Source organism: Thauera humireducens (genome assembly GCF_001051995.2).
GTDB lineage: Bacteria > Pseudomonadota > Gammaproteobacteria > Burkholderiales > Rhodocyclaceae > Thauera > Thauera humireducens.
In genome coordinates this window covers 3,570,775-3,583,514 of the sequence record NZ_CP014646.1, presented here as the reverse complement: position 1 = coordinate 3,583,514, position 12,740 = coordinate 3,570,775, and the positions used below count along the sequence as shown (strand labels likewise).

14 protein-coding genes are annotated in these 12,740 nt (G+C 67.6%); 13 read left to right on the top strand and 1 reads right to left on the bottom strand.

All coding sequences use genetic code 11. The annotated features are described in order from the left end of the window. Positions 1-49: 49 nt before the first annotated feature. From ubiT to ilvA, 12 genes are all read left to right on the top strand, one after another. Positions 50-595, top strand: a complete 546-nt coding sequence (gene ubiT / locus AC731_RS16665) for a ubiquinone anaerobic biosynthesis accessory factor UbiT (RefSeq protein WP_048707799.1) — start codon at positions 50-52, stop codon at positions 593-595. A gap of 154 nt (positions 596-749) precedes the next feature. After that, entirely contained in the window at positions 750-1,709 is a 960-nt protein-coding gene (thiL, locus tag AC731_RS16660) for a thiamine-phosphate kinase (RefSeq protein ID WP_048707797.1), read from the top strand. Between the two features lie 109 nt (positions 1,710-1,818). Then, on the top strand, positions 1,819-2,301 hold the full coding sequence (locus tag AC731_RS16655) for a phosphatidylglycerophosphatase A family protein (RefSeq protein WP_004259814.1): 483 nt from the start codon (positions 1,819-1,821) through the stop codon (positions 2,299-2,301). Positions 2,302-2,320: 19 nt separating this feature from the next. Further along, positions 2,321-2,806 (top strand): CinA family protein, encoded by a 486-nt coding sequence (locus AC731_RS16650; RefSeq protein WP_048707796.1) that lies wholly within the window; start codon positions 2,321-2,323, stop codon positions 2,804-2,806. 133 nt (positions 2,807-2,939) lie between these two features. Then, entirely contained in the window at positions 2,940-3,974 is a 1,035-nt protein-coding gene (recA, locus tag AC731_RS16645) for a recombinase RecA (protein WP_004259809.1), read from the top strand. A gap of 12 nt (positions 3,975-3,986) precedes the next feature. Further along, complete coding sequence (gene recX / locus AC731_RS16640) at positions 3,987-4,436, top strand: recombination regulator RecX (protein WP_048707792.1); 450 nt, start codon at positions 3,987-3,989, stop codon at positions 4,434-4,436. Then, positions 4,423-5,145, top strand: a complete 723-nt coding sequence (lptB, locus tag AC731_RS16635) for an LPS export ABC transporter ATP-binding protein (RefSeq protein ID WP_004259805.1) — start codon at positions 4,423-4,425, stop codon at positions 5,143-5,145. The genes recX and lptB overlap by 14 nt, the downstream gene beginning before the upstream one ends. A 7-nt stretch (positions 5,146-5,152) precedes the next feature. Continuing rightward, entirely contained in the window at positions 5,153-6,613 is a 1,461-nt protein-coding gene (locus tag AC731_RS16630; protein ID WP_048707789.1) for an RNA polymerase factor sigma-54, read from the top strand. Positions 6,614-6,630: 17 nt separating this feature from the next. Then, positions 6,631-6,954, top strand: a complete 324-nt coding sequence (gene hpf / locus AC731_RS16625; RefSeq protein WP_004259801.1) for a ribosome hibernation-promoting factor, HPF/YfiA family — start codon at positions 6,631-6,633, stop codon at positions 6,952-6,954. Between the two features lie 136 nt (positions 6,955-7,090). After that, positions 7,091-7,576, top strand: a complete 486-nt coding sequence (ptsN, locus tag AC731_RS16620; protein ID WP_048707786.1) for a PTS IIA-like nitrogen regulatory protein PtsN — start codon at positions 7,091-7,093, stop codon at positions 7,574-7,576. Continuing rightward, positions 7,545-8,492 carry an HPr(Ser) kinase/phosphatase gene (hprK, locus tag AC731_RS16615; RefSeq protein WP_004259797.1) on the top strand — a complete coding sequence of 316 codons (948 nt, stop codon included), beginning with the start codon at positions 7,545-7,547 and terminating at the stop codon, positions 8,490-8,492. Before ptsN ends, hprK begins: the two co-directional genes overlap by 32 nt. A gap of 116 nt (positions 8,493-8,608) precedes the next feature. Then, the gene (ilvA, locus tag AC731_RS16610; protein WP_048707784.1) at positions 8,609-10,129 is read left to right on the top strand and encodes a threonine ammonia-lyase, biosynthetic; all 1,521 of its coding nucleotides are present in this window, start codon (positions 8,609-8,611) and stop codon (positions 10,127-10,129) included. Positions 10,130-10,141: 12 nt separating this feature from the next. On the opposite strand, the gene AC731_RS16605 is transcribed toward ilvA, so the two are convergent. Next, entirely contained in the window at positions 10,142-10,774 is a 633-nt protein-coding gene (locus AC731_RS16605) for a 5-formyltetrahydrofolate cyclo-ligase (protein WP_237266555.1), read from the bottom strand. Between AC731_RS16605 and AC731_RS16600 the strand changes: the two genes are divergently transcribed. Then, complete coding sequence (locus tag AC731_RS16600; protein ID WP_048707781.1) at positions 10,773-12,713, top strand: lytic transglycosylase domain-containing protein; 1,941 nt, start codon at positions 10,773-10,775, stop codon at positions 12,711-12,713. The genes AC731_RS16605 and AC731_RS16600 overlap by 2 nt on opposite strands. Positions 12,714-12,740 lie beyond the last annotated feature (27 nt).

The window sequence follows — 12,740 nt, the reverse complement described above, 5'->3', positions numbered from 1 at the left end:
TTCGCCCCCCGCTCTCGTCGCCCGCCCGCCTCACCCCCGGAGACCGAACATGCCTGCCCTTCCCGCGCTTCCAGCCCTGCCTCGCCCGCCGCTGCCCGCCGACCTGCTGCCCGGCAGCCTGCGCCGACGCATCGGCGAACGCCTGGAGAACCTTCGCATTCCCGACTTCACCGTGCCGGCACCGGTGGCGAAGCTGGTGTCGCGTCTGCCGCAGCAACCGCCCACGCAGGTGCTGACACTGGCGCTGAACCTCGCGCTCGATCGCATCCTGCCGCGCGACACGCTCGCGCCGCTCACCGGCCATCACCTGCAGATGCGCGTGCTCGATGCCGGCCTCACGCTCGACTTCACCCTCACCGAAAAGGGCTTTCGCCGCGCCACGCCGGCGGCGGACAGGAAACCGGACCTGATCATCTCCGCGACCACCCGCGACTTCATGGCGCTGGCACTGCGCGAGGAAGACCCCGACACCCTGTTCTTCAGCCGTCGCCTGCGCATGGAAGGCGACACCGACCTCGGCTTGCTGGTCAAGAACACGCTCGACGCGGTCGACTGGGACGCACTGAAGGCTCGCCTCACCGGCCGCCGCGGCTGAGACCTCCGACACGTCCGACCTCAGGCATCCGCCCGGCTCGCGCACCCGGCCGGAGGTGCGGAGCCTGACGGCCGGCGGCGTGACCTGCGCCACCCGCACGCGCCATCTGCGTTAAGCTTGCACCCCCTCGATACCGTGCTGGCCCCGACGCGCGATGCCTTCCGAATTCGACCTGATCCGGCGTCATTTCAGCCGGCCCCCGCGACATACCGACCTCGCTGTCGGGGACGATGCCGCGCTGCTGAGCCCACGCGCCGGCATGCAGCTGGCGGTCTCGACCGACATGCTGGTCAGCGGCACCCACTTCTTTCCCGACACCGATCCGGAAGATCTCGGCTGGAAGACACTCGCGGTCAACGTCTCCGACCTGGCAGCGATGGGGGCTGAGCCGCGCTGGGCCTTCCTCGCCCTTGCCCTGCCGGCAGCCGACGATGCCTGGATCGCGGCCTTCGCGCGCGGCCTGTTCGCCTGCGCCGAAGCCTTCGGCGTAGACCTTGCAGGTGGCGACACCACCCGCGGCCCGCTGAACCTGTCGGTCACCATCATCGGCGAGGTCCCCGCAGGAAAGGCGATCACCCGTGCCGGCGCCCGCGCCGGAGACGAGCTGTGGATCTCGGGCCAGCCCGGGTTGGCTGCGCTTGGACTGGCTGCGCTGCGCGGCGAGGTCGCACTGGACGCGGCCGGGCACGCCCGCTGCGTGGACGCCCTGCAGCGTCCGCTGCCGCGCGTCGAACTGGGCCTGCAACTGCGGAGCCTGGCGACGGCGATGCTCGACGTATCCGACGGCCTGCTCGGCGATCTCGCCCACATTCTGGAGCGTTCCGGGGTTGGTGCCATCGTGGAGGTCAACGCCCTGCCGCTCTGCGCGCTGCGCGCGACCGGCGCGGACGCGGCGACGGCCAGACGCTGCCTGCTGTCCGGCGGTGACGACTACGAGCTGCTGTTCACCGCACCGGTCGGCGCACGCCCGGCGCTACGCGAACTGTCCACCAGACTGGGTCTGCCGCTGCACCGCATCGGCCAGATCACCGGCCAGACAGGCGACTGCCTGCTGCGCGAATCCGACGGCATGCTGGCTCCCGCCAGCGCCTCGGGCTACGATCATTTCGCCTGAGTAGTCATTTCGCCTGAGTAGTCATTTCGCCTGAGTAGTCATTTCGCCTGAGCGTGCGCACGCGAGCCGCCACGCCCACATACCGCAGAACCCCGATCAGGACCCCTCAATGCGCCCAACCCCGCGCCTGCTGCTGAGCCACCCGACCCACTTCATCTCCCTCGGCTTCGGTGCCGGACTGTCGCCGTGGGCGCCGGGCACGGTCGGCACCTTGCTGGCGTGGGCGCTGTACCCGTTGATCCGCACCCCGCTGTCGGAATTCGTCTTCCTCGCCCTGCTCGCCAGCCTGTTCGTTGCCGGGGTGATCGCCGCCGAACGGACCGGACAGGCACTGGGCGTGCCGGACCATGGCGGCATCGTATGGGACGAGATGGTCGCCACCTGGCTGGTGCTCGCATTCGCCCCCAAGACGCTGCTGTGGCAGGCCATCGCAGTGGCGCTGTTCCGCTTCTTCGACATCGTCAAGCCGCCGCCGGTGCGCTGGGCGGACCGCAGCTTCAAAGGCGGCTTCGGGGTCATGTTCGACGACCTCGTTGCGGCGGGCTACACCTTGCTGGCACTGGCGGTACTGGTCACACTGTTCGGCATCTGATCCGAAGGGGAGGAGAGGCATGGACACCGAACTCGACGCGCTCTCGGTCGCGGTCGGCGAGGCGCTGGCCGCGCGCGGCTGGATGCTGGCCACCGCGGAGTCCTGCACCGGCGGCTGGATCGCACAGGTCGTCACCGCCACCAGCGGCAGTTCGGCCTGGTTCGACCGCGGCTTCGTCACCTACTCGAATGCGGCCAAGACCGACATGCTCGGCGTCTCTGCGCACACGCTCGACAGCCACGGTGCGGTGAGCGAAGCCACGGTCGCCGAAATGGCGGAAGGCGCCCTGGCACGCAGCACCGCGGACCTGGCCGTCGCGGTATCCGGCGTCGCCGGCCCGACCGGCGGCAGCGCGCAGAAACCCGTCGGCATGGTGTGCGTGGCCTGGGCGCAACGCGGGGTGCCGACACGGGTCCGTACGCTTCAGCTGCCCGGGGATCGCACGGCCGTGCGCCGTCAGACCGTGATCCACGCGCTCAGCGAAGTGATCGAACTCGCTCGCTGAAGCGGCTGGCGGGCGCCGACCCGCGGCATTGCTGTATTCATTTACAGGTCTTACACTGTCGCCGTCAGAGATGCCCGACAGCATCACAGCAAGCTCTGTGCCATAATTCGCCAATCACTCAGGAACGACTTTCATGGACGACAACAAGGCCAAGGCGCTCGCCGCTGCGCTCTCGCAGATCGAAAAGCAGTTCGGCAAGGGCTCGATCATGCGCATGGGCGACGGCAACGTCGAACGCGACATCCAGACCGTGTCCACCGGCTCGCTCGGGCTCGACATCGCACTCGGCCTCGGCGGCCTGCCGCGCGGTCGTGTGGTCGAGATCTACGGCCCGGAATCATCCGGCAAGACCACGCTGACGCTGCAGGTCATCGCCGAGATGCAGAAGCTCGGCGGCACCGCCGCGTTCATCGACGCCGAACATGCGCTCGACGTCGGCTATGCCGAAAAGCTCGGCGTCAACATCCAGGACCTGCTGATCTCCCAGCCCGACACCGGCGAACAGGCGCTCGAGATCGCCGACATGCTGGTGCGCTCGGGCGGCGTGGACGTGGTCGTGGTCGACTCGGTCGCCGCGCTGACGCCCAAGGCCGAAATTGAAGGCGAGATGGGCGACCAGCTGCCCGGCCTGCAGGCCCGCCTGATGTCGCAGGCGCTGCGCAAGCTCACCGCCAACATCAAGCGCACCAACACGCTGGTCATCTTCATCAACCAGATCCGCATGAAGATCGGCGTGATGTTCGGCAGCCCGGAGACCACCACCGGCGGCAACGCGCTCAAGTTCTACGCCTCGGTGCGCATGGACATCCGCCGCACCGGCACGATCAAGAAGGGCGACGAGGTCGTCGGGTCCGAGACCCGCGTCAAGGTGGTGAAGAACAAGGTCTCGCCCCCGTTCAAGGAAGCGCACTTCGACATCCTGTACGGCGAGGGCATCTCGCGCGAAGGCGAGATCATCGATCTCGGCGTCGACCACAAGATCGTCGACAAGTCCGGCGCCTGGTACGCCTACAAGGGCGACAAGATCGGCCAGGGCAAGGACAACTCGCGCGAGTTCCTGCGCAACAACCCTGCGCTGGCGCGCGAGATCGAGAACAGGGTCCGCGTCGCGGTCGGTCTGCCTGAAATGCCGCCGGCGACGCCCGCTGCGGCAGCCGCCGAGGCCTGAGCGCCCGACGCCATGGCCGAGCCCAGCCTGCGCGAGCGCGCCCTTCGCCACCTCGCCCGCCGCGATCATTCGCGCGCCGAGCTGGCGCGCAAGCTCGCCGCGCATGGCGAGGCCGACGAGGTCGAGGCCGTCATCGCACGCATGGGCGAACTCGGGTTGCAGTCCGACAGCCGCTTCGCGGAAGCCTTCGTGCGCGGCAAGGCCGCGCGTTTCGGCGCGAGCCGGCTGCGCAACGAGCTGGCCCGTCGCGGCATCGAGCGCGAGCTGATCGACGAGGCCATCGCCGGCGAATGTACCGAGTCCGAGATCGAGCGTGCCCGCAGCGTGCTGCATGGCCGCTTCCGCGAGCCGCCGACCGACCCCCGCGAGTGGGCCCGGCAGGCGCGCTTCCTGCAAACCCGCGGCTTTGCGCCCGACCTGATCCGCAAGCTGCTGAAAGAGCCCTACGATGAGTCTGCTTAAGGTCGCCGGTCTGCAGAAGCGCTACAAGGCGCGCACGGTGGTGCACGACGTCGGCTTCGAGGTCGGCTCGGGCGAGGTCGTCGGCCTGCTCGGCCCCAACGGGGCGGGCAAGACCACCTGCTTCTACATGATCGTCGGCCTGGTGCGTGCCGACGGCGGCCAGATCGGACTGGACGGCAAGGATCTCACCCACCTGCCGATTCACGCCCGCGCCCGCCTCGGCCTGTCCTACCTGCCGCAGGAAATGAGCGTGTTCCGCAAGCTCACGGTGGCCGAGAACATCCGCGCGGTGCTCGAACTGCAGGGGCTGGAGTCACGCCAGATCGACGAACGCCTGCAGGAACTGCTCGAGGAACTGGGCATCACCCACCTGCGCGACAACACCGCGATCTCCCTGTCGGGTGGCGAACGCCGCCGCTGCGAGATCGCCCGCGCGCTCGCCACCGATCCGCGCCTGATCCTGCTCGACGAGCCTTTCGCCGGCGTCGACCCGATCGCCGTGATCGATATCCAGAAGATCATCCGCTTCCTCAAGGAACGCGGCATCGGCGTGCTCATCACCGACCACAACGTGCGCGAGACGCTTGGCATCTGCGATCGCGCCTATATCATCAGCGAGGGTCGCGTGCTCGCCAGCGGCCAGCCTGACGAGATCATCGCCAACGAGAAGGTGCGCCAGGTCTACCTCGGCGAACATTTCCGCCTCTAGCGCCCGAATGAAACCCAGCCTCCAGCTCAAGCTCTCGCAGCACCTCACGCTGACGCCTCAGCTGCAGCAGTCGATCAAGCTGCTGCAGCTGTCCACGCTCGAGCTGAACCAGGAGATCGAGCGCTTCCTGCTCGAGAACCCGATGCTCGAGCGCGAGGAGATCGACGACTTCGTGCCGCAGCCCGGTCTCGCCACCAGCACCCCGCCTGCCGAACGTGAGCGCGAGCGCGAACGCGAAACCAGCGCCGAGGCCGCCAGCGACGGCGAAGCAGGAAAGGCGAACGATCGCGAGGACAACGAGGAAGGCATCGACTGGTCCAACGTCGGCAGTGGCGCCCAGGCCAAGCGCGACGATGACGACGACACCGACTTCCAGGAGTTCCAGGCGGCCGAGCTGTCGCTTCGCGACCACCTCGACGAACAGGTGGCGCTGTCGCCGCTCTCCGACCGCGACCGCGCGCTGGTGCGCTTCATCATCGAGGCGCTGGACGACGACGGCTACTTGCACCAGCCGCTCGAGGAATTGCTCGAGTTGCTACCACCCGAGCTCGACATCGACCTCGACGAGCTTTCCATCGCGCTGCGCCACGTGCAGCACCTCGACCCTGCCGGCATCGGCGCACGCAGCCCGCAGGAATGCCTGTCGCTCCAGTTGCGTGCGATGCCCGAGACGCCGACGCAGATGCTCGCGCTCGAGATCGTTGACCAGCATCTCGAACTGCTCGCCGAGCGCAACTTCGCGCGCCTCAAGAAACACACCGGTTGCGACGACGACCAGCTGCGCGCTGCCCACGCTCTGATCTGCAGCCTCGACCCGCATCCGGGCTCGCGCCACTCCGTCTCCGAGACGCGCTACGTGCTGCCTGACGTCATCGTGCGCAAGATCCGCGGGCGCTGGACCGTCAGCCTCAACCAGGACGCGATGCCGCGCCTGCGCGTCAACCGGCTCTACGCCAGCCTGCTGCAGCAGAACCGCGGCCAGGGCGGCGGCCTGACCGGCCAGTTACAGGAAGCACGCTGGCTGATCAAGAACGTCCAGCAGCGTTTCGACACCATCCTGCGGGTCTCCCAGGCCATCGTTGACCAGCAGCGGCAGTTCTTCGATCATGGAGACGTGGCGATGCGGCCACTCACTCTCCGGGAGATCGCGGACCAGCTCGAACTGCACGAATCCACCGTTTCGCGCGTCACAACGCAGAAATACATGGCGACGCCGCGCGGTGTGTTCGAACTCAAGTATTTCTTCGGCAGCCACGTCTCCACCGACACTGGCGGAGCGGCCTCTTCCACGGCGATTCGGGCACTGATTCGTCAACTGGTGGACGCCGAGGACAGCAAGAAGCCGCTGTCCGACGCACGGATTGCAGAAGTTTTGGGCCAGCAGGGTATCGTGGTCGCACGACGCACCATCGCGAAGTACCGCGAATCACTGAATATCCCGCCGGTCAGTCTGCGCAAATCGATCTGACAACAACAGGAGTTACCATGAATCTCAACATCACCGGGCGCCACGTCGAGGTCACCCCGGCCATCCGTGACTACGTGAGCACCAAGCTTGACCGCGTCATCCGCCACTTCGACAACGTCACCAGCGTGGCGGTGATCCTCTCCGTCGAAAAGCTGAAGCAGAAGGCCGAAGTCACGCTGCACGTGCGCGGCAAGGATCTCTTCGTCGAAAGCGACGACGCAGACATGTACGCCGCCATCGACTCGATGGCTGACAAGCTCGATCGTCAGGTGCAGAAATACAAGCAGAAGATGGCCGACCACAACCACGAAGCCCTGAAGCATCAGGAGCCGGAAGCCTGATTGCCAGGTTGCGGTTTTATGTCCGGGGTGTGGGTATAATGCGCGCGTTTTCAAGACGCGGCTTCAACGCATCCCGGTCCGTCCGATCGCCCAGCGCGGCGCCAGCGGCAACGGCGCTGCGCAAGCTCCACTGCGAATGAGCCTGATACCTCAACTCCTGCCACTGTCCAATGTGGTGGTCGATCTCGATGCAAGCAGCAAGAAGCGTGTCTTCGAACAGGCGGGGCTGCTTTTCGAGAACAACCAGGGCATCGCCCGCAGTCTCGTGTTCGACAGCCTGTTCGCTCGAGAACGGCTTGGCTCCACAGGCCTCGGCCAGGGCATCGCCATCCCGCATGGCCGCATCAAGGGCCTGAAGGAAGCGGCCGGCGCCTTCCTGCGCCTGGCTGCCCCGGTGCAGTTCGATGCGCCCGATGGCCGCCCGGTGAATCTCCTGTTCGTGCTGCTGGTGCCCGAGCAAGCCAACGAGACCCACCTGCAGCTCCTGTCCGAGCTCGCGCAGATGTTCAGCGACCGCGCCTTCCGCGAAGCACTACTGAACGCGCCCGACGCCGAACACATCCACCAGATGTTCCTCGACTGGGGTACCGATGCGGCAGACAAGCGTCGCGAGGCTGTTTGAGGCCCAGCGCGAGCGCCTTGAACTCACCCACGTCAGCGGACGGCTCGACGCCACGCTGGCCGTCGCTGAAGAGCGTATCTGGCCGGCCGACCTCGTCGGCCACCTCAACCTGATCCACCCCACGCGCCTGCAGATCATTGGCGCAGCCGAGCTGGCCTGGGCACGGCGCCAGACGACCGACAAGGTCGCCCATCACCTCAACGAGATCCTGTCGACCCGGCCACCGGCCATCATCATCGCCGACGGCTGTGCTGCCTCGAACATCATCCACGGCATCTGCGAGGCCCACGACGTCGCCCTGTTCACCACGCCGCAGCCCGCGGCCGGCGTGATCGACCAGCTGCGCCTTTACCTGTCACGGGAACTGGCCGAGAAGATCTCCTTGCACGGCGTCTTCATGGACGTGCTCGGTGTGGGCGTGCTGATCACCGGCGATTCGGGCGCAGGCAAGTCGGAACTCGCGCTGGAGCTGATCTCGCGTGGCCACGGCCTGGTGGCGGACGACGTCGTCGAGTTCTCGCGCGTCGCCCCCACCGTGCTCGAAGGACGCTGCCCGCCGATGCTGCAGGACTTCATCGAAGTCCGCGGCCTGGGCATCCTCAACATCCGCACCATCTTTGGCGAGACGGCCTGCCGGCGCAAGATGCGCTTGCGCCTGGTCTGCCACCTGGAGCGCCGTCAGCCGGGCGCGGGCGACCCCTCCCGCCTGCCCCTGCAGCAGGAGGTCAAGGACATCCTCGGCGTGAAGGTGGCGCGGGTCGTGCTGCCCGTCGCCGCGGGACGCAACCTCGCCGTGCTGCTCGAAGCGGCCGTGCGCTCGACGATCCTGCAGTTGCGCGGCGTCGACACGATGCAGGAACTCATCGACCGCCAGATGCGGTTGATGCAGGCCGAAGGCCACGACCCCAAGGCCTGACTCGCACCCCGTCGCGTTCCGCCGCGCGGCGTCGTGACAGCCCGCCTTGCCGCAGCGCCGCATCGGCTGCTACCCTCGACCCCTTTGCTGCTTCAGCTTCACCGCGAGCCCCCCTCATGAGCACCCCCACGGATTATCTCGAGCGCATCCTCAACGCGCAGGTCTACGACGTTGCCGTCGAGACGCCGCTCGACCTCGCCACCAATCTGTCCGCGCGCGCGCACAACCGCATCTTCCTCAAGCGCGAGGACATGCAGCCGGTGTTCAGCTTCAAGATCCGCGGGGCCTACAACAAGATGGCCAAGCTGTCTCCACAGGCTCTCAAGCGCGGGGTGATCTGCGCTTCCGCCGGCAACCACGCCCAGGGCGTGGCCTTGTCGGCGGCCAAGCTCGGTGTGCGCGCAGTGATCGTGATGCCGAGCACCACGCCGGCAATCAAGATCGACGCGGTCAAGGCGCGCGGCGGCGAGGTCGTGCTCGCCGGCGAGTCCTACTCCGACGCCTACGCGCACGCCCTCGAACTCGAGAAGGCAGAGAAGCTCACCTTCGTCCATCCCTTCGACGACCCGGACGTGATCGCCGGCCAGGGCACGGTGGGCATGGAGATCCTGCGCGCGCATCCGAAGCCGATCCACGCGGTGTTCTGCTGCGTCGGCGGTGGCGGCCTGATCGCCGGCGTGGCGGCCTACATCAAGCGCCTGCGTCCGGAGACGAAGATCATCGGCGTCGAGGCTGTCGACGCCGATGCGATGACCCAGTCGCTGGCGGCGGGCAAGCGTATCGCGCTCGATCAGGTCGGCATCTTCGCCGACGGCGCGGCTGTCAAGGAAGTGGGCGCGGAGACCTTTCGCCTGTGCCAGCAGTACGTCGACGAGATGATCGTGGTCGACAACGACGCGATCTGCGCGGCGATCAAGGACGTGTTCGAAGACACCCGCTCCATCCTGGAGCCTGCGGGCGCGCTGGCCGTGGCCGGCGCCAAGGAATACGCCAGGCGCCACAAGCTGCGCGACAAGAGCCTGGTCGCGGTGGCCTCGGGCGCGAACATGAACTTCGATCGCCTGCGCTTCGTCGCCGAACGCGCCGAACTGGGCGAACAGCGCGAGGCGGTGCTGGCGGTGACGATTCCGGAGAAACCGGGTTCGTTCCGCAAGTTCATCAGCGTGCTCGGCAACCGCAACATCACCGAGTTCAACTATCGCTACGCCGATGCCAGGCAGGCGCACATCTTCGTCGGCGTCACGGTTCACAACCGCAACGAGGCCGGCCGCCTGGTCGAGATGCTCGAGCGCCACGAGCTGCCCGCCCTCGATCTCACCGACGACGAGCTGGCCAAGACCCACGTGCGCTACATGGTGGGCGGCCACTCGCCGCAGGCCGAGAACGAGGTCGTCTATCGCTTCGTTTTTCCCGAGCGGCCCGGCGCGCTGATGAATTTCCTCTCCAACCTGCGCTCGGACTGGAACATCTCGCTGTTCCACTACCGCAACCACGGCTCGGACTTCGGCCGCGTGCTCGTCGGCATGCAGGTACCGCCGGCCGACAAGGCGGCGTTTGACGACTTCCTGCAGCGTCTGGGCTACGAATACGTCGCCGAGACGGACAATCCCGCCTACCGCCTGTTCCTCGCCAGCTGAACCCGCGGCAGCTCAGGCGGCCCGCGCTGCCCCGGCCTCGGTGACGATCCAGTTCATCGGCCGGTCGTGCGGTTGTGGCAGCACGCTGTCGACCCGTCCCAGCTCGAATCCGACCCCGATCGCGATCGTCCGCATCTGCACCAGCGTGCGGTCGAAATAGCCGCCGCCGTAGCCCAGGCGGTAGCCCGCTGCATCGAAGGCATTCAGCGGCACCAGCACTACCTCGGGCTGCACTTCCACTGCGTCAAGCGGATGCGGGATGCCATGCCGGTCGGGCACCATCGGCGCCCCCGGCACCCAGCGCCGGAAATGCATCGCGGTGTCCTTCTCGACCACCACCGGCAACGCCGCGACCCGCTCTTCCCCCTGCGTCAGCCAGTCCGCGACCCAGTCACGCAGATCCGGCTCCGCGCGATAGGGCCAGCAGAATCCGAGCGAGCTCGGCGCCAGTTCGCGGATCACCGCATCGAGATGAAACAGCAGCCGTCGGGTGAGCTCCTGCCGGTCCCCGGCACGCAGTTCCAGCCGCGCTTTCAGGGCCTTTTGCCGCATTCCGTTGCGGCGCTGCACAAGGTCCTCCCGGGGGTCGAAAACAGGCGTCATCACTGTGGTATGGTAGGTCGCAATGGAGAGCAAGAAGAGCATGAAGAAAGGCGTTACAGCCGCACTGCTGGCGGTCGGACTGCTTGCATCGACAGCAGCGCCGGGGCAGACGGTGTCCGAACCCGGCGACACCCGCATCGTCGCCGCTCGCGAAGCGCTGCGCAAGGGCGACCAGCGCATGCTGGAGCAGCTGGCCGCGACCACTGGACCCCATGTCCTCGATGTCTACGTCCGCTACTGGCGGCTGGTGAACGTGCTCGCGCGCCCGGAACCTGCGCCCGACGCCGAGCTTGATGCATTCCTGCACGCGGAAGCCGGTACTGTGCTCGCCGAGCGACTTCGCGCCGACTGGCTGCGCCGGCTGGCCAAGGACGGCGACTGGGCACGCTTCGTCACCCTCTACCCGGCGCTGCGCAATCCCGACTACGAGATGCGCTGCACCGCCTGGACCGCACGCCTGATGACCGGCGACCGCAGTGCGCTGGAAGAAGTCGCACAGCAGTGGCGCACCCTGGACGACGCCCCTGCCGCCTGCGACACCCCGCTGCGCGCCGCGTTCGAATCCGGCAGCGTCAGCGAGGACGCGGTGTGGCAACGCGCCCGCCGCCAGGTCGACACGCGCAAGCCGGACGACGCGCGCATCACCTGGCGCTGGCTGCCGGCCGAAGCAGCGCCCGCCGCCGCGCAGGTCGAGCACGCCCTGAAGTCGCCGGGCGCCTGGCTCGACCGCCTGCCCGCCAATTTTTCCGTCACCCGCGGCGGCCGCGAACTGGTGCTCGCCGCACTGACGCGTGTCGCGCGCGAGGACTCACGCGGCGCCTACGATCGTCTGTTGCGCCTGCAGGACCGCCTCGGCAGCGAGGAACGCGGCCACATGATGGCCGTCATCGCGATGCACGCGGCGCTGGACCAGTTCCCCGAGGCCCTGGGCCTGTACCGCGCGACGGCCGGCGTCGAGCTGACGCCGCTGCAGCGCGCCTGGCGGGTGCGTGCCGCCCTGCGCGCGCTCGACTGGAAGGGCGTGCGGGACGCGATCGAGGCGCTCCCGGACGGCGAGCGCGAAGCGCCCGAATGGACCTACTGGCTCGGGCGCGCGCATGCCGCCACCGGCAACCGGACCGAGGCCGAGACCCTGTTCGCCCGCATTGCCGGCGAACCGCACTTCTACGGCATCCTTGCCGGGGAGGAGCTTGGCCAGCCGTTCTCGCCGCCACCGTCAAATGGCCTGCTGCCTGCAGCACGGCTCGCCGAAGCGGAAAGCGATCCGGGCCTGCAGCGCGCGCTCGCCCTGTACCGACTGGACATGCGCACCGAGGCGATACGGGAATGGATCTGGGCGCTGCGGGACCGCGACGAGCCCTTCCGCCTCGCTGCCGCACATATCGCCCTGCGCAACGAACTCTACGACCGCGCGATCAATACCGCCGAGCTCGCCAACCCGCGTGCGAACTTCGAACTGCGTTTCCTGACCCCCTACCGCGACCTCATCGAACCGCAGGTGCGCAGCCAGGGGCTCGACCTGGCCTGGATATACGGCCTCATGCGCCAGGAAAGCCGCTTCGTCGTGCCGGCTCGCTCCAGCGCCGGCGCCCAGGGGCTGATGCAGGTCATGCCCGCCACCGGCAAATGGGTTGCCGGCCAGATCGGGCTGCGCAACTACAGCCAGAGCATGCTCGCCGACCCGGACACGAACGTCCTGCTCGGCACCAGCTACATGCGCCTGATCCTCGAGGGACTCGACAACCACCCGGTGCTGGCCAGCGCCGGCTACAACGCCGGGCCGGGGCGCGCACGCCGCTGGCGCGACGAAAAGCCGCTCGAAGGCGCCATCTATGCCGAGACCATCCCCTTCGACGAGACGCGCGACTACGTCCGCAAGGTGATGACCAATGCCGTGATCTACGGTGCCATGCTCGACCGCAGACCGCAGTCGCTCAAGGACCGGCTGGGCGTCGTCAGCCCCCGCCCGGCGCGCGAATGAACACGAACCTTTACGTAAACAGCAACA

Coding starts and splice junctions, on each gene's coding strand:
- ubiT (WP_048707799.1), top strand. CDS start 50: ATGCCTGCCCTTCCCGCGCTTCCAGCCCTGCCTCGCCCGCCGCTGCCC.
- thiL (WP_048707797.1), top strand. CDS start 750: ATGCCTTCCGAATTCGACCTGATCCGGCGTCATTTCAGCCGGCCCCCG.
- AC731_RS16655 (WP_004259814.1), top strand. CDS start 1,819: ATGCGCCCAACCCCGCGCCTGCTGCTGAGCCACCCGACCCACTTCATC.
- AC731_RS16650 (WP_048707796.1), top strand. CDS start 2,321: ATGGACACCGAACTCGACGCGCTCTCGGTCGCGGTCGGCGAGGCGCTG.
- recA (WP_004259809.1), top strand. CDS start 2,940: ATGGACGACAACAAGGCCAAGGCGCTCGCCGCTGCGCTCTCGCAGATC.
- recX (WP_048707792.1), top strand. CDS start 3,987: ATGGCCGAGCCCAGCCTGCGCGAGCGCGCCCTTCGCCACCTCGCCCGC.
- lptB (WP_004259805.1), top strand. CDS start 4,423: ATGAGTCTGCTTAAGGTCGCCGGTCTGCAGAAGCGCTACAAGGCGCGC.
- AC731_RS16630 (WP_048707789.1), top strand. CDS start 5,153: ATGAAACCCAGCCTCCAGCTCAAGCTCTCGCAGCACCTCACGCTGACG.
- hpf (WP_004259801.1), top strand. CDS start 6,631: ATGAATCTCAACATCACCGGGCGCCACGTCGAGGTCACCCCGGCCATC.
- ptsN (WP_048707786.1), top strand. CDS start 7,091: ATGAGCCTGATACCTCAACTCCTGCCACTGTCCAATGTGGTGGTCGAT.
- hprK (WP_004259797.1), top strand. CDS start 7,545: ATGCGGCAGACAAGCGTCGCGAGGCTGTTTGAGGCCCAGCGCGAGCGC.
- ilvA (WP_048707784.1), top strand. CDS start 8,609: ATGAGCACCCCCACGGATTATCTCGAGCGCATCCTCAACGCGCAGGTC.
- AC731_RS16600 (WP_048707781.1), top strand. CDS start 10,773: ATGAAGAAAGGCGTTACAGCCGCACTGCTGGCGGTCGGACTGCTTGCA.
- AC731_RS16605 (WP_237266555.1), bottom strand. CDS start 10,774: ATGCTCTTCTTGCTCTCCATTGCGACCTACCATACCACAGTGATGACG.